Source organism: uncultured Methanobrevibacter sp., from assembly GCF_902764455.1.
Classification (GTDB): Archaea; Methanobacteriota; Methanobacteria; order Methanobacteriales; family Methanobacteriaceae; genus Methanocatella.
On record NZ_CACWVY010000036.1, the window covers coordinates 19,817 to 38,629 of the forward strand.

Sequence of the window (18,813 nt, forward strand, 5' to 3'; positions counted from 1 at the left end):
TATGACATAGAATAAATATTATATATAGTTATTATTTTTAAGTGTAATAAACATATCTAAAAAAAGCTAATTTATTTGGATATAAAATAAGTAAAAAAAGGAATAGTTTTGCAACTATTCAATAATGTCGTATTGTTCTAAAAGTTCAAGAATTTTTTCCATTTCTTCTTTGTCATGCTGGCCCGGTTCTTTAGCAAATATTAATCTTAAATCAGCTAAATCCTGCGGCACCAAATCTACAATATGAACTGCAACTCTAGTCCTTAAATTAAAGTCTGTTTGAAGCTTTTCCATAATCTCTTCGGCATCTTCAAGTGAATATCTTTTGAATCTTTCGAGATGTCCTAAAGTTACGTTCTGTTCATAGTTTAATTCATTTGTTTCGGAAAATTCATCAAGAACTTCTTTAACCTTAACACCTGGAATAGGTTCACTTTCAATAATCTCTTTTCCAATCATAAAACTCAGTTTTGTAATTTTAGGTGGTCTGGTCTAACAATTAATTCTTTTGCTTTGTTTCCATCTTTTAAAGATACAAGGTATGCTTTTCCTTTTTGACCAACAATTTTACCTGTTTTACCGTGGAATCTAGGTGCAGGTTGACCTTTTTGAATACTTGGGTTAATGGTAATGTGAACCAAATCTCCTTCTTCGAATTTTTGGAGTCTGTTAGTAATTGGGTTGGTTCTTCCTGGTCTTTGTACTTTAGTCATTTTTTTCCTTGATCTACTTTTTAATCCTCTTGATCTTTGCATTATATAACCTCTAATCAGTTCTAGTCTGGGTATAAATCTATGTTATCAGCGACCTAGTATTAAAAAAGCCCATAAATACTAGTAACATAGAATGTTAAAATAATAAATTATCACCAGTGATATGATAATATTATATTTTTAGTTTAATGTCATTAATATACTTTTAGTTTTTTAGTTAATGCAGGTGGAAATTTTAATTTTTAAGGGTTTAAGATCATTCTTATTTTCCTTATTTTTGTAGCAAAATAGGCGTTATTTTTCATTTTTAGCCAGTTCTGATTAATTTCAAAACTCCATTGTCTCCTTTTAAAAAACCAGTTATGCTTTCATTTGAACGGGCTTTATGATGAATATTAGTCTTTATCAAAAAAATAAAAAAAGGGAGGAAAGTAATTTCCTCTTAACGTTTAACTTTTAATGTTGTTTTGATGGTGTTTTTGAGGTATGTAACCTTCATGGTGTATGTTTTTCCTGCTTTGAGTTTTTTGATAACATTTTTATGTTTTACCATTGACTTTTAATGTTATTTTTTTACCTTTTACAGCAGTTTTGCCGTTTTTAAGGGTTGCTTTAACTTTGAGTTTTTTAGCAGTTTTTTTAACGGTGTATTTGCTTGTTTTAAGGTTTTGTTTTACTTTAACAGTTTTTGAGATTGTTTGACCTTTGTAGGTTGCTTTTAAGGTATATTTACCTGGTTTTACTGTATTTGGTATTTTTAAGGTAATGTAGCCATTTTTATCGGTTTTAACTTTGTAGGTTTTTTTGTTGAGTTTGATGGTTACTGCCTGATTTTTACCTACAAATTTACCATCATCACCAACAATCCTTGCTTTGAATTTGGTTCCGTCAAAGTAATACATTGCAACGTTTTTAGCGCCGCTGAACCTTGATTTTACTGTAATTTTAGTCTTTTTATTGTCCGCATTTGAAGGGTTTACAGCAATAATTGTTTGCTGTTTGGTCAGTTTGGTAAATTTAAGGGTTACATATCCTGAACCGTCAGTTGTATAATTCTTCATCTTACCATTGATGGAAATTGGAACCTTGGTGTTGCTTAAAGGTTTTCCAGCAGAAGTCACTATTTGTATTTTATAATTGTAGTTGCTGTTATAACCTCTTGTAACATCTGAAGAGATAATTGTACTGTTTATTTTAATATAATTGACAATTGAAATGTTGTTGTAAGTTGTTGTAATGTTATAATTTCCAGTATCCTTGTCTATTGGAAGTTTGGCTATTCCATTTTCATCTGCAATTACAGTATAGTTTTCATCATCGAATTCAAAAATGACTGTTTCGCCCGGACCCACTTTTGCAATAAATGGAGTGTCATTACCATAATATTTTACTAAAGGATTAGTAATGTTAATGTCAGTAATGGTATAAGCTTTTGCGATAGCAACAGCATTTACACCTGCCAAATCTATCCATGTATCACCATTAACATCTGTACTTACTAATGACTTGTCGGGTAGGAGATGAATTCTAGAATTCAGGATAAGTGGTGCTTTATTTTGGAATACTACTCTAAAAACATCGCCTTTTTTGATTTGAACATATTTGTCAAGTTTAATGGTTTCATATCCTCCAAATGAACTTACACCAGTTTTAGTATAAACTGCAATACCATTTACGCCTATTGCAAGTTCATAACTTTGACCAGGGTTATCAAAGTATGTTCCAACTGCCGCAATTAATTCGTCTTTTTCAGCAGTAAATTCATTCAAATAATATTTACTGTCTTTATAATATCCTTTGTCTCCACCTACATCCAGCTGATAAACCCTGTTGTATGAATCATTATTAATCAGGTATGCTATACTTACATCATCAGCAAATGATTTGTCATAATATGATACATAGAAATATCCATTGTCACCCCAATCGGTTCCCCAGCTGTTTTTAACAATCCATGCACCGTCACCAGGAGGTCTGTTTAATGGATTGAAATTACCTGCAGAAAAATTGTCGTCCCATCCTACAAGGGCGACCATGTGACTTGAAGCTTCCTTGCCGTTGTAAAATTGTGCACTATATACTGGGTTATAATATTTACTTTCATTGAAATCTGCTCTGTGACTAACTGATAATACTCCGTATTTGATTAAGGCTTCTTTGAGTAAATCATTATCCTCCATTTTTTCTATTGCAGGAATAACAATCACATTTTGAATGTGAATATCTTCAGGAGTGATAAACAATGAGGATATTTTACCAAGTTCATCATAACCGTCATATTCCTCCGGGTAAATTCCCAACCAATCAATCATGTATTCTAAACCGTGGAAATTATTTGCTCCCTCAACAAAACTTTTAGTTCCATATTTTGAATATTTTAGCATTGTATTTTGAACATTATTTACGGATAAGGAATATGTCACGTTTGCATATCTCATAAGTGCTGATTCTAATGCAGCCATATTACCGAATGCCCAACATGCACCCATGAATCCCTGGTCTTTTACAGGGGAAACCCAACCGTAAGTTCTTAAATCGAATTTATCTGGTAATTCATCAAATGAAAGAGAATTGTTCAATATTATAAATGGGTTTGCTACATTTTCAAAATTATAGTTATAGTTTGTGTTGTTAGTTGAATGTTTATCATTAGTAAAGTTGTTTCCACTTGAAAGTACTTTTCCATATACTGCATATATGCTTGTAACATTGGAAGGGTTATTGAAATAGTTATCTATCAAAGTTACATTGCTGTCATATGAAAAGAGGGTTGAAACATCATGACCTAAGTTATTTGTAAAATCGCTTTCAACAATGCGTATTCTTCCCATATCGAAATAAGCCGCTCCACCATAGGATATATTGTCTAAAAGGGTGTTTGAATCGAATTTTGAATTAGTAATTTGCACAATAGCATAACTGGTATAGAGTGCACCACCTTCATATTCTGCTACATTTGATGTGAAATTTGAATTTAAAACAGTTAACCCTCCACCTAATTGGAGAATGGCTCCACCAAATCCGGAATAACAGTCAGTGAATCTGCTTTCATCTATCCAAACGGTCATAGGATTATTTTTAACAATATTTCCATTTGCATCTGCGAAGATTGCACCACCATTATTGGCGCTGGTAGCGTTGTCAAATTCACAATTTTCAACATTTAATGATTTAATTAGTTTAATTGCAATTGCTCCTGCGGTTTTATTTGCGTGCAGGTTTTTAAATCTTGAATTGGTAATTTTTAACTCCAGTTCTTTTTCGGCAAATATTGCCGCTGCGTACCTAGAGGTAGTATTTAAAAAATTACATTTGTCAATTGTTGCATCTGATTGGTAAAGATAAATCTGACCTTTGATGATTTTATCTGAACTGCTGATAAATGTAGAATTACCGACTATTACTATAGAGCCATAACCTGATATTGAAGCTCCTTCTTCTCCAGCATTATCAATAAAATTAGAATTCATAACAGTTAATAGGGCTTCACTTGAAAAAACCGCACCTACATTCTCAGTTCCGTTACCTGAACAATTTATAAAAGTCACATTTTTTAATGTTAAACTTGATGTGGATTTGATTGCTGAACCCAAATCATGAAATCCATTCTTAATAATTAGATTATTTACCATCACATTGCTTCCAGTGATAGTAAATGCTCTTGCTTGATTGTTACAGTCAATTACGTGATTGTTTCCATTAATCACATAATTGTTCTTGGTTATATTTATTCCGTCTACATACAGCAAATCGCTTGTATTATCGAATTTATAGTTCTGTTCAAGGTTAAATGTTGAACCCTGAAGTGACATGTCTCCTTCGAGATTCATAAAGGATCCGTCTTGATTATCATCTTTTAAAACATCAAAATTGTCTGTATCATTCAAATCGGCTGCAGATATTGCCGTAATTGAACACAATAATACAAACAATATTAATGTGTGTAAAATAAACTTTCTGTATTTCATATTTAGCCTCAAATATTTTATACAAATTATAATTTATAAGATAAAATATTTAAAGTTATTCAAAAAATAGAAAGAAAATGTTAGAGACTTTGAACCTCTAACGTTTAACTTTTAATGTTGTTTTGATGGTGTTTTTGAGGTATGTAACCTTCATGGTGTATGTTTTTCCTGCTTTGAGTTTTTTGATAACATTTTTATTTAACTTTGAGTTTTTTAGCAGTTTTTTTAACGGTGTATTTACTTGTTTTAAGGTTTTGTTTTACATTAACAGTTTTTGAAATTGTTTGACCTTTGTAAGTTGCTTTTAAGGTATATTTTCCAGGTTTTACTGTATTTGGTATTTTTAAGGTAATGTAGCCATTTTTATCGGTTTTAACTTTGTAGGTTTTTTTGTTGAGTTTGATGCTTACTGCCTGATTTTTACCTACAAATTTACCATCATCACCAACAATCCTTGCTTTAAACTTGGATCCGTCAAAGTAATACATTGCAACGTTTTTAGCGCCGCTGAACCTTGATTTAACTATAATTTTAGATATTTTATTTTCTCCATTAGAAGGATTTCTAACTAGAATTGTTTGCTGTTTGGTTAATTTTGTAAATGGGATGGTAATGTAACCTGAATTGTCAGTTGTATAGTTTCTTGAGTTGCCATTGATGGAAATTGCAACTTTAGTGTTGTTTAAGGGGGTCCCGGCAGAAGTCAATATTTGCATTTTATAATTGTAGTTGCTGTTATATCCTTTTGTAACATTGCTTGAAAGAATTGCGCTCTTTATTATAATATAATTGACAATTGAAATGTTGTTGTATGTTGTTGTAATGTTATAATTTCCGGTATTTTTGTCTATTGAAAGTTTGGCTAATCCGTTTTCATCTGCAATTACAGTGTAGTTTTTACCTTCAAATTCAAAAATGACGGTTTCGCCTGCACCAACTTTTGCAACAAATGGAGTGTCATTACCATAATATTTCACCAGATTACTTGTAATATTAATGTCAGTAACTGTATATGCTTTTAAAATAGCAACGTTTCCCTGTTTTACCAAATCTGTCCATGTTTTACCTTTATCGGCACTTCCAAATGATTTGTCTGTCTGTGCATGAACTCGATAGTCATAGGTAACAAACAATTTATTATTGTCTATGAATACTGTAAAGTTATCTCCTTTTTTTATTTGGACATATTTATCTAGTTTTATTGTTGCATATCCGCTAAATTCACTTATTCCATTTTGTTTGTAAACTTCGATATCATTTACTTCTATTGTTATTTCATAATTTGTGCCGGTTTCGTTGAAATAAGTTCCAACTGCACCAATCAATTCGTCCTTTACTGCGGTAAAGACATTCGCATAGCAATCCATATCAAGGGAAGTTAATGTCCCTCCAATACCATTTTGATAAATCATGTTGTAGGTGTCATTGGTGATAATGTATCCTGTAGGATGTCCGTGGCGTGCAATGGAGGTGTCATAATATGAAACATAGAAATATCCCTCATCACCCCAATCGGTTCCCCAGCTGTTTTTGACAATCCATGCACCGTTTCCGGGAGGGGTTTTAGCGAAATTCTCTTTTGGATAGGTATCGTTCCATCCAACTATACAAACTGTATGGTCTGCTTTTTCATTCCCATAATAATATTGTGTGCCGAGTAGCGATTCAAAGTAACTATTATTGAAGTTTGCTTTATGAGTAACCGCTAAAGCACCATATCTGATTAAAACACTTTTTATTAGGTCATTGTCTGTGCTGTTTTTTCTTGGAGGGATAATTATCACATTTTGAATATGGAAATCATTGGCTGTTGTAACTAATGAAGAAATTTTTCCCAGCTCATCATAACTGTCATAGACACTGGGGAAAATTCCAAGTCCGTCAATTACATAAGCTGCTGCTGCATATGGGCTTGCACCTTCTGTTGATTCCAGTTCACCATATTTTGAATATTGGAGCATTGTATTTTGAAGATTGTTTTCTGAGAGTAGATAAGTGCTGTTTGCATATCTTAGTAATGCTGATTCCATTGCAGCGACATTTCCGAATGCCCAACATGAACCCATGAATCCTTGATTTTTAACCGGAGAAACCCAACTTAGATTTCTCAAATCAAATGCGGAAGGCAATGTGGTATATGCTATGGTATTGTTAAGCAATATGAATGGTTTATTTGAAAGTTCTATATTGAAAACGTAATCTGTATTGTTAAATGATAGGGTGTCGTTGTTGAATTTGTTCTCGTCTTGCAGTGTTGCACTTCCAAATTCTGTGTATATGCTTGTAACTTCTGAAGGATTGTTGAAGTAGTTACTGCTCAAAGTTAGATTGATATCATGTGCATAGATGGTGGAAACTTCAAAGCCCAAATTGTTTTCAAAAATGTTTTCTTTGAGAATAGCAGTTCCCATATCAAAGTATGCGGCTCCACCGTAGGACATTTCGTCGATTAAACTGTTGAATTTAAAATTTGATTTGGAAATGTTCACATTGGCAAAACTGGTGTAGATAGCTCCCCCTTCATATTTTGCCTGATTTGAAGTGAAATTTGAATTTTCAATATTTAACTCTCCACCTAACTGAAGAAAGGCACCGCCAAATTCAGAATAACAATTGTTGAAGGTGGTATTTTCAATTTTAACTGTGCCTTCATGATCTCGTTCACCTCCATCTATGTCTGCAAAGACCGCTCCAGCATTCTTTTCACTGAGGATATTGTCAAATTGACAATTGATTATTTTCAAGCTATCAGATAATTTTAAAAAAATTGCACCGGCAGTTTTATTGGCCATAAGGTTTTTAAATTTGGTGTTGTAGATTGCTACATTGCCCTTCAAAGCGAATATTGCTGTTGCATACTTTGATGTTGTATTTGAAAAGCTGCAGTTTGTAACTGTAAGATTTGAATTTTCCACTCGTATGTGTCCTTTGAGAATACGGGTGGAACTGCTTGTAAAAATTGAATTGTATATGGTGACTGTGCTGTTTGAAGCATATATTGAAGCGGAATTCTCTCCTGAATTGTCTATAAACTTACAATTGTTGATATTTAAGTTGTTAAATGTAGAAAATACTGCTCCGAAATTATTGTTAGTTGTCCTATTTAGACCATTACAATTTATAAAAGTTACATTGTTTAGGGTTAGATTATTGTTTGAGGTAATTGCAGAACCCAGAGCTATATATCCATTTTTAATAATTAAATTATTTATTTCTAAGCTGCCGTTTGAATGCTCAAATGCCCGTGTCATATTGTTGCAGTCAATTATATGATTATTTCCATTAATTACAAGGTCTTTTTCTATTGGAATTCCTGAAATATAGTTTATATCTTCGTCAATGTTAAATTTATAATCACTATCAAGGTCAATTTTTGTCGTGTTGCTCTTTATTGTTTCATAAAAATTATCATATGTTTTAGGGTTATTTGATATGTCTCCGAAATTATCAGTATCATTTAAATCGGCTGCAGATATTGCCGTAATTGAAAACATTAATACGAGCAATATAAATGACTGTAAAATAAGTTTCTTATATTTCATTTTTAGCCTCAAAATATTTTATACAAATCCTACTTTATCTGATAAAATATTTAAGGTTATTCAAAAAAAATAGAAAGAAAGTTAGAGAATTTGAATCTCTAACGTTTAACTTTTAAGGTTGTTTTGATGGTATCTTTAAGATAGGTAATTTTAACGGTGTATTTTTTACCTGCCTTAAGTTTATTGATAGCTGCTTTTTTAATTGTAACTTGAACAATTCCTTTTTTATTAGTGTTAGAAGAGTATGTTTTTCCATTTACTTTAAATGAAACTTTTTTATATTTTATAGCTTTGTTTTTACTGGTTTTGAGGGTTGCTTTTAAAACTAATTTTTTAGCGGATTTTTTGACAGTTACAGTTTTCTTAGCTGCTTTCAATACCTGTTTTACTTTAACTGTTTTTACAATACTTGAACCGGCATATGTAACTTTTAATTTAGAGGTTCCTGGTGTAATGGTATTAGGTATTTTAAATGAAACGTAACCATTTGCATCAGTAGTTCTTGAATAATTCTTATTTTTAATTTTAAATGTTACTTTTTTGCCTTTTCCAGCAGGGTTTCCGTTATCATCAAATATTCTTACTTTAAATGCAGTTCCATCATAGTAATCCATTACAATATTGTTGACATTGGAGAATCTTGATACGATATTGATTGTAGTAAAAGATATTTCTCCAGTTTTAGGATTGAGTAATATCAATTCATGTGTGCCTATAGCTAATTTGTTGGGGTCTACAGTCACACTACCATTGACATCAGTAGTTAATGTGAAGTTTTTATTATCAACTGATCCTGTAATGCTGGTGTTATTTAAAGTGTTACCTAATTCATCATAGAATTTAGCTTCAATTTTTAATTCGGCACCGTATGCTTTTTTATATTCATCATCTGCATCAATAGTGGAATATATTTCGAAGATATCTTCAATTTCGATGTCATCATACTCTACAGTAAGACTATAATTTCCAGGGGTTAAATTTTTGTCAAATTCTGCTTTACCGTTTTTAACAGTAGTTGAAGCTATGCTTTTACCGTCCTGGGAAATAGTTACTTTAGCACCTTCAACAAATCCTTTAATTACAGTATTGCCTGGACTGTAATATTGAGTTGGATTTGAATCAGTATTATTATTTTTGAAGGTATATGCTTTAATACAAAATGCTTTACCTTCAGCACTGAAATCTATAATGTTATCGCCGTTTTGATATATTGAAGTGCCTTTTTCAAAGTATTGTCTTGAATTTTCAAGGTATGGGGCAGTTTTTGTTTGAATTTGGATTGTAAAATTACTATTTTTGCCGACAGCAACATATTTGTTTAATTTCACTGTTTCAAATCCTTTGAATTTAGATTTTCCACTTTGGGTGTATACCTGTTTGCCGTTAACAAAAACTGTTATTTTATAATTTTGATTAGGGTTTTGGAAATAGGTTCCAACAGCAGCAATCAAATCCCCTTCTGCACTGGTATAATAATTTCTGTAAAGTATGTCATTGCCTTTTGTACTGCCAAAGTAGCTGTCTTGGAAAGCGGCAACATCATACTGGTAAAGCCTGTCATAGACTTCAGTATTGTTGATTACATAACCCACTGCATAGTCGCTTGTAAGTGGTGCATCATAATATGAAAGATAGAAGTATCCCTTATTTCCCCAGTCTGTTCCCCAGCTATTTTTAACAATCCATGCACCGTCATGACCTGGATCTAATTTAAAGTTTGTTCTGGAATAGTTGTCATCCCAACCGACTACGGTAACGAAATGATTTCCTAAACTTTCATTGTTACAGTAGGAAGCATTTGTTTCATTGTTGAAATATTCATTTTTTGGATTTGCTCCATTAACAAAAACGGTCAATGCTCCATACTTTATTAATGCATCTTTCATTGAAGTGATGTTTTTAGGTTCAAGGATGACTGCATCTGTAATATGGTAGTTGTCTTCTGTAAATATTACTGGAGATATTTTTCCAAGTTCATCGTATTGGTCGTTTTCAGTATTTACAACACCTAACCAACTTAAAATGTAGCTTAAACCGCTGAAAATGTAACCTCCTTCAGTTACGGTAGGTATTCCATAAATTGAATATCTGATACCGGAGTTTTGGATGTTATTGTTGGAAATATCTAATGTAATTCCTGTTGCTTTTAAGAATGCGGATTCAAAAGCACCTGTAGTACCAAATGCCCAACATGCTCCGTTATCTCCCTGATTTTCAACAGGAGTTACAACTCCAAATTTACGCAAGTCAAATGAAGTGTCATCAACACTTCCGGTTACTTCAATTGGGTTTAAAACTATTTTTTTACCTGTAAAATCTACAAAAGTTGCAAATTCTTCATCGTTTAAGTCGAATTTATCTTGGCTTTTTGTACTAATTCCATTGTAATATGAGCCTTTTTTAAGGAATGCGCCATGAAGTGCTTCTTTGTTATTTTCAAATGTGGAATTTTTGACTGCAATATAACTGCCAAATGAATAGATTCCTCCGCCTTCATAAGCTAAATTATTTAAGAAATCTGAAAATTCAATCTCTTGGATGCCGTAATCTAGATACATTGCTCCACCTTTGGCGAAGTACTGGTCTTTATATAAAAGAGTATTGTTTTCAAAAACGTCTCCTCCAGCATAAAATGTACAGTTGGAGGTATAAACAGCTCCTCCGCAGTAAGTTGCCTTATTGTTTGACAATGTACTGTAAATAATATTCAATTTTCCTCCAAGCTGCAGAACGGCTCCGCCGAATCCGGAGGAACATTTGTCAAATAGGGTATTATTGATTATAACCCATTCAGTAGCATAAGAAGAATTGCTAATAGCACCGTTAACATCCGCATAAATTGCTCCACCGTTTTTTGCAGAGCTGACATTTACAAATTTACACTTTTGTATATTGAATGAAAATGGGTCGTCTCCTTTATATAAGTTTTTGATACCTATTGCACCTGCACTTGCACTGGCATATAAATTTGAGAATACACTGTCTTTAATATTTATTTTGGATCCTGTTGCATAAAGTGCTGTTGCATATGTGGATGTCGCATTTTCAATAAGAGTATTTTGAATATCAATAATTGATTGTGTAGCGTAAATTAATGACCACTTTACAGGATTTTTATTTGTTAATGTAGTCATTTTAATGTACAAGTTACTTTCATCAGCAAAAATAGCTCCACCATTCGGAGCGTCATTGTTTTCAAACAGACAGTTATATGTATTCACTATACTGTTATATGAATAAACGGCCGCACCAGTTGTAGGATCTTTATTGTTTATAAAATTCACGTTGTTTAATGTTATTGTAGAAGATTGTGCTATTATAGCACTTTCTGCACAGTTTTTAATAGTCAAATCATTAATTACAAAATCACCTTTGGTAAATTTGAAAACCCCTGCAATGTTGCTTGCATCAATAGTATGGTTATTACCGCTAATGATATATTTATAATTAGGTTCTCCTGTAATGTTAATTCTCTTTAACGTATCGCTTTCTTTGTTATATGTATAATCTGCTGTTAAATCTGCTTTTTCATCACCGATACTTTTAAATAAATCATCATAAGTTTTAACTTCACCGGCTGAAATGATGTCTCCATCATTTATTTCTAAATTATCGCCGGTCTGATTTATATCTTCGGCACAAACAAATCCAACAGAGAAAATCATTAATAATAGAAATATTGTACTTATCTTAAACAATTTCATATTTATTTTTCTCCTTTAAATTATAGTAATTATTTTGTTTGAGTCAATGTTTAATAGGTTAATAATGGTGATATATAAAATTGATTATATGTGTGGTATATATTAAAAAGTGAATTATTTTAAACAATATTGTAAAAGTATTAAAAGAAAATTAAAATATGTGGCATTAAGCCACATTCAAAAAAGTAGTTATACTTTCAGTAGGGATCCGATTGTATCTTCATTTGGAGCTACAATCTCACATATTTTACCGTCAATAAGGTAATCGAAAAGTACTTCACCATCTTTTTCAGTAACGAATCCTTTTTGACCACCAATAGTTTTTTCAGTTGCATTATCAGCGTTTAGGTTTTCGTATTTACCGTCTGTTGCGAAGAATGTTTTAATTACGATGGTACTATTGTTGTTGTAGAATTCAGTAGCAGATACTTTTCCGTTTTCACCAAATTGATTAGTGTCTTTAGCTAATATTCTAGCAGATTCATTTTCTTTGTATCCTTCAGGGATTTTGAAGTTTATACCTTGAAGGGAAAGCTTGTCATTGTCTATTTTAATGTCTCCGCCATCGGAGCTGCTGGAGCTTCCGAAGTTGAAACTCCAATCTGCTGCACTTGCAGCACTAATTGTAATGCAAATTGCAAGTAATGCAATTAATACAAGTAAACCTTTTCTCATTTTTTCACCTTTTAATTTAAAATCGTATAACTAATATTAGTTATGTTAATAGATATGTTATATATTATATAAATATGTACTATAATATTTAAGTTTTAGAACGAGTTAAGGATTTTTTTTTAAAATAATGAGTTTTAATAAGTATTGATGGTTTGGTGTAAAAAAAATGGTGTGAAGAAGATAACTGTTTAGTTATCTTCAAATCTTCTTCTATCAATTAATTCTTGACGTTTACCTGGGTTCCATCCTCCGGATGCAGATTTTGCACGTCCAACTTGTTGTACGTATCCGGTAATTCTGTCATACCATTCTACATCTTCACTTTCACCGCAGGTAGGACAAGTATTGTTTAAACCTTTCATTAAGGTTTTACATTTTAAACAGAAGCTTAATGCTGAGCTGTAAGCCCAGAATCCGATATCGGATTTTCTTGCAATTTTGTTAGTTAAACTCATTAATGAATCTGGATCTGAGTAAGATTCTCCCATGAATGCATGGAAGATGTGTCCACCAGGAGTTAAACTGTGATATTGTTCTTCAATTTTGATTTTTTCGATTAAGGATAATCCGGTATCTACTGGTACATGTGAGGAGTTAGTATAGTAGTTAGCATTTCCGTCACCTTGTACGATTGCTTGGTCTCCGAATAGTTTTTTATCGAGAGTTGCAAATCTGTATGCAGTGGATTCTGCAGGGGTTTGTAAAACAGACCATCTAAGTCCAGTTTCCTCTTTTAATTTTTCAGCTCTGTCATTTACGTATTCGAGACATTTGATACCAAATTTGTTGGCTTCAGGATTTTCAATACCTTCACCGAATAAGGATAATAACATTTCGTTAAGTCCGACAAATCCAAAAGATAAGGTTGAATTTTGGATTCTGTAATAGGAATCTTCAGCAACTTGCTGTTTTAAGAATGGTAAAATGTGGAAATCATTTAAACATTTTAATCCTTGTTCTCTTCTGAGCATTAATGTTTCAGTTGCAAGATCCATGTATTCATCTAAGTATTCAAATACTTGGGATTCGTCTTTGGATTGGTATCCAATTCTTGGGAAGTTTAAAGTTACATATGCAAGGTTACCTGTTCTTAAACAGTCTTGATCCCAGTCACCAGTCCAGGTGTCTTGTAAACAGGTTCTGCAACCCATATAGTTTGCCATTTTTCCTCTGTATTTAGGGAACATGTTTACAAAGTAGGATGAACCGTATTTTGCAGATAATTCGTGAACTAATCTTATGTCATCTTCGTATTCACTGGTCATTGTTTCTTCACGGAGGGTGTAAATAGTATTTGGGAATAAATGAGGTTTACCTTCGTTGTCTCCTGCGAGTAATGTTTCAGTGAATGCTCTTTGGATTAATCTGGTTTCTTCTTCAAAATCAGCATAGGTTCCAACTACTTTACCTTTTGGTCCGTATGCGGTTTCATCTTTTAAGAAGTCAGGAACTCCGAATTCCAATGCCATACTTGTAAATGGTACTTGGGATCCTCTTGCTGCGTAAGCCATGTTTAAGTTGTAAACAAGCATTTGTACTGATTGTTTGATTTCATCGTAGGTTCTTCCTCTTGCAAATGGAGCAACAAATACGTTCCAAAGGGACATTCCTTGTCCACCGGACATGTTTTGTTGTGCTGCGAGCATGATTTCACCTGTGTGGTTCATTAAAGTTTCCATGTGGTTTGGTGCACCTGCAATGGATGTGTGGTCACCGGTACCGTCCACTTTAAGTCCGTATTTGATGAAGGTTCTTATATCATGCTGCATACAGTTGAGAGGTCTTCCTGCGAAGAATTCCAAATCGTGAATGTGAATGTCACCGGACATGTGTGCGTCTGCTAAATGTGCAGGTAACATTTTTAAGAGTGCGTATTGTTTTAATGCTTCGTCTGCTACATGTTTGTGAATACTTTCAGGGTTGTGAATCATGTTTGCGTTATCTCTGTTTCCGTTTTCAATTAATGAGGTGATATTGTATACCGGAATACCTAAACGAGTGTAACGGCTTCTTAAGTCTTCTAAACCATATTCAATTAATTTTGTGTTAACCATTTCCCTAATCATAGGAGCGGTCAAGTATTCAACATTTAATTTTTTAAGTTCTTTCCAGGTTTCAGTAGCAATTTCAAAAGCAGTTTCTTGGCTAGCACCAGTTTCTTCAATTAAGGTGTTAGCGATTTTTGATAAGTCAAATGCTTCAATAGTGTCTCTGGATGTACGTACTTTTAATTGTGTACTTGCTAAGTATTTATTTGCGATTTCTGGGTCGATATCTTCAAGGCATTCGTAGACGATTTTTTTAATTTCTTTAGTTTTAATTCCATCATATAACTGAGATACTACTGTAGCTACAATTTTGTCAGATTCAAAGAATGGGGTTTCCACCATTACTAATGATTTTACTAATTTTTCATAACTGAATCTTTCTCTGATACCGTTATTTTTCTCTACATTTATTTTAACGGTTTCATTTAAATTATTTCCTAATTCTGAGATCTTTTCCATTTCATTCACACCATTTTCCTAGTTTTTAAAAAAATTTATTATCCAAGTGAGAGAGAGTCGTCTCTCAGTTGTTATAATCTATGTCAACACATGTATAATTATTGTTCGTATACATACGAACATATAGTTAATACATAGTTTTTCATGGTATATAAATCGTTCGTCTTATTACGAACAATATTTGTCCACTCTGAAATTTACTATATAATTTCTAATAAAAATCAAATGTCCGAGAGCATTTGAGAAGTAATCTCACTAGAAGAAAACATCCAGTGAGCTTTGTTTGGACTTGTCACTTTCAAACAGCGAGTTAATACCAAACTCTTGAATTTCTAAACGTTGTCTTAAGTATGGAGATATAGGGTACCTGTTAATCAGTTCCTGTGAAATTTCAAGGTATTTTGTAACAGACCCTTTTGAAACTGACAGGATTAAATTACCTCCACATCTGCACTTTCCGCTGAGGGGTATTCTGCGGTATTTTGATCCGCACTTGGTGCATCTTACCTTCTGTTTAGAAAAGGCTCTTGAATTGCCCATGATGTCTGGCAAGAAATGAGAAGACAATACCTTTTCAACAACTCCTCTTTGATCAACTGCCCTGATTTTCTCAGCAAGACTAATTTGAGCTTCAACTTTTTCTCGCATTGATGGTAAGGTTTTATAAAGACAAATTGTAGGTCCTGCATGGATATTTGATGTGTGATGGGAAAACATCAGTCCTTCGTATTGCTGCGGAGTTCCCAGATGCATTTCCACATTGTCAATGTATTCCAAAACCTCAGCAGGTTTTAAAGGGCTGTATGTTTTTTCATAAAATTCTACAGGGAATCTTTCAAAGATATCCAGGTTGTGAGATTCGTCATCTATCTCTTCCGGGTCAATTCTTGAAGATAAAACTAAAGGAGCATCCATACTTCCTCCTCTAGTATTTGGTAAGTATGATTTTGAAAAGTTAATTAAAGCATCCAAAAGCAGCATGACTGCATCTTCGTCACTATCACAGTTTCTACGTTTTGCTGAATGGAAATAAGGGTGGGCATAACATCCCAATGCCTTTGTAAATCCTATAATTCTTCCAAGCACTCCTGCTGATGTGTGAGGTGCAAGACCTGCAACAAGATGTCCGATTAAATCGCTTTTCTCCTTAACATTATAGAAGGGTTCCATATCATAAAATCTTGTAAGTTCGTCATCAATGAATTGTGCGGTTCTAAGCAGATATTCTCCGCAATTGTCGGAAATTACAATATCCTGTACTCTAAGTTCTATAATTTGCTCTTCATTTTCAATAGGATTTCCATAACAATCTTTTTCATAGCCCATTTCTTTGAGCTTTTCAACAGTAACTCCGATTTCCTTTGGGATAAAATGTGTCAATGGCAAATCTGTTGAATCGTGTCGTATTGTTCCATCCTTAAATGTAAACACTTCATTTTTGGATCTTAATATTCCTTTTTCAAGAGGTTCGGCCAGTTTTGATTCGGAAATCATACCTACTACGCCCTTAACTTCGTCAACTCTTCTTACTTTAACGTTATCTGATGCTTTTTTAAGCATGGATGCGAGAGGTATGTTTTTTTCACTGGCAGCACCGATTTCAGTCGGACTTCCGCATTTCGGACAAAGAGAATTGTTTGAACTGATTCCGCAGGAAGGATTTGTACATTTCCTTCTTGCTAGCTGCACTTTGATACTTCCTTTTTTAGCTGCTGTTGCTATCAGTCTTCTGGAACCTCCGAAATTTCCAATTGGGAACAGTCCATGTGGTGCAGGTCTCATAAGTCTTTCTTTAGATTTTTCAGGCCTGCCGACACGTGTACCGATGTATGCCGGAGCTTTATTTTTAATTTCAATAGGTGAAACTTCATTAACGGCTTCTATTGTTGTGTCCTTTTCAGGCAGCCTTTTGGATAATGTCACCAAAAGGGCATATGAATGGTCCTTGTCTATAATGATTTTGCCGTCACGGACAATGTGAGGAACGCCGATAATTTCCAAAACTCTTTTAGGATAAGATAAGTCTAATTTCAATTCCTCATTCGGTTTATAATTTAATTTGGCAGATTCTATTAAATCAATCAATGAATTCAAATCTTCAATGGTAACGTCATTATAACAGTAAGTGTATTTTGGATGAAGAGGAATATCATATTTTTTTGATAATGTCAGTGCTTCAACTGAACTTAAATATTCGTATTCAAGCTTATGCAAATCCAGATCGTTATTGTCCTTGTCAAAGTTCTCACTTTGCATCAGCAGTTGAATCCACCATTCTTCAACCCATCCTGACGGGTATAACGGCTGGTTGTTTCTTAAAAATTCTCCGAATGCAACAAGCATGTCACCTAAAAAGAGTATTTCAACGACATCCTTTTTAACTTCACGTGCTTTTCTAACGCTGTCAAGAATTAAAACATCACCATTTTTAAGCTTAACAGTAGGTCCTTCAATGGAATCTACAGGAACAACACAGTTACCTTTTCCGGGATATTCAATCTTAAGCTGTGTTCCGACGGCTAAAAATTCAAGCAGTGCCATTGTTGCAGGGTGAACTCCCATGGTAGCAAGGCCGGTATTTCTTGATCTTCCGTATCTTAATCTGAATGCTCCCTTTTCTGAAGGATATCCTAAAATAGGCCTTCCTCCAATAATATCTTGAATATATTTAGGTTCGCTTACAATATCTGAATCTCCGCTGTCATCTCCTGTGGAATCATCTTTTTTAGGTTTTGAATACTCGGTAAGCCATTCCCAGTCGAGCCCTAATTTTTTAGATATTTTATGAATCTTTTTGGATTTCTGGATAACTCCTTCAACCATCGCAAGCAGTGCTCCCCCACGGATGTTGTTGGTTTCAACACGCTCCAAATCCCTGTGTGAAACTTCTACCTGGTCGGTCTGTTCTCCTGAAACTTCCACGGGGATGTGGTTAGCGGCAAATCTCACTTCTTCTGGTGTTGGTGAGTATTGCAGGTTTGTAACTTCGGACTCATAAAGTTCAACTTCTTCCACATATCTTTCGATTTCATCTTCAATAGGTTTGAATGCATCAATATTTATAGCCTGTCTGATTTTATCTCCCAGAAGCACAGCTAAAGCAGCAGCAGTACCTCCTGCACTTCTGATAGGGCCTGCAAAGTAAACTCCAATGTATTTTGTTCCATCAAAATTTTCTTTGATTTTAACATCTGAAATACCTTCTAACGGTGCAGCTACTACTCCTTCTGTTAAAATTGCAAGAGCAGTTCTTAAACCTTGGTCACACCTTTGCTCCTCATTCCAATCTGCCTTTTCACCGGTAAGTTCAAATTTTCCTGATGCAATTTCGGCTGCAATTTCAAATGCAACAGACTCTCTGTCCATATCATTTTCCAATTCCTTAATACGTGCTGCCACACCTTCAGGGCCAACCAGCCCTTCTACTCTTTCAGCTAAATCCTTTGCAAGGGGCACTTCTGTTTCTGTTTCAACATCCAATCCTTTGGACCTTGCCTTATTAGCTATGTCGTATAGGTGATGGGTTTCTTTTTCTAATCTATCAAAATAATCCATGGTATCGCCCAAGTTACAAAATTAATTCAGTATAATATAGTTAGATTTTCATATTATTTTAAGATTTTCCAATATGAAAAATCATGATAAAAAAAAGTTAAATATGTTATTAAATATAACTCTATTATATTGTATTTGGACTGTCGAAT

8 protein-coding genes are annotated in these 18,813 nt (G+C 33.6%); all 8 read right to left on the reverse strand.

Going from position 1 to position 18,813, the window contains the following annotated elements:
• Positions 1 to 114: 114 nt before the first annotated feature.
• Positions 115 to 459 (reverse strand): RNA polymerase Rpb4 family protein, encoded by a 345-nt coding sequence (locus QZU75_RS10295; protein WP_296883545.1) that lies wholly within the window; start codon positions 457 to 459, stop codon positions 115 to 117.
• A gap of 5 nt (positions 460 to 464) precedes the next feature.
• Complete coding sequence (locus tag QZU75_RS10300; protein WP_296883546.1) at positions 465 to 755, reverse strand: 50S ribosomal protein L21e; 291 nt, start codon at positions 753 to 755, stop codon at positions 465 to 467.
• Positions 756 to 1,252: 497 nt separating this feature from the next.
• Positions 1,253 to 4,681, reverse strand: a complete 3,429-nt coding sequence (locus QZU75_RS10305) for a C1 family peptidase (protein WP_296883547.1) — start codon at positions 4,679 to 4,681, stop codon at positions 1,253 to 1,255.
• Between the two features lie 194 nt (positions 4,682 to 4,875).
• On the reverse strand, positions 4,876 to 8,175 hold the full coding sequence (locus QZU75_RS10310; RefSeq protein WP_296883548.1) for a C1 family peptidase: 3,300 nt from the start codon (positions 8,173 to 8,175) through the stop codon (positions 4,876 to 4,878).
• A gap of 146 nt (positions 8,176 to 8,321) precedes the next feature.
• Complete coding sequence (locus QZU75_RS10315) at positions 8,322 to 11,888, reverse strand: C1 family peptidase (protein ID WP_296883549.1); 3,567 nt, start codon at positions 11,886 to 11,888, stop codon at positions 8,322 to 8,324.
• A 228-nt stretch (positions 11,889 to 12,116) separates the two neighbouring features.
• Positions 12,117 to 12,602: a hypothetical protein gene (locus QZU75_RS10320; protein ID WP_296883550.1), complete on the reverse strand. Its 486-nt coding sequence runs from the start codon at positions 12,600 to 12,602 to the stop codon at positions 12,117 to 12,119.
• Between the two features lie 188 nt (positions 12,603 to 12,790).
• Entirely contained in the window at positions 12,791 to 15,109 is a 2,319-nt protein-coding gene (gene nrdD / locus QZU75_RS10325; RefSeq protein WP_296883551.1) for an anaerobic ribonucleoside-triphosphate reductase, read from the reverse strand.
• A gap of 255 nt (positions 15,110 to 15,364) precedes the next feature.
• Complete coding sequence (gene polC / locus QZU75_RS10330; protein ID WP_394350240.1) at positions 15,365 to 18,664, reverse strand: DNA polymerase II large subunit; 3,300 nt, start codon at positions 18,662 to 18,664, stop codon at positions 15,365 to 15,367.
• Positions 18,665 to 18,813: the final 149 nt, after the last annotated feature.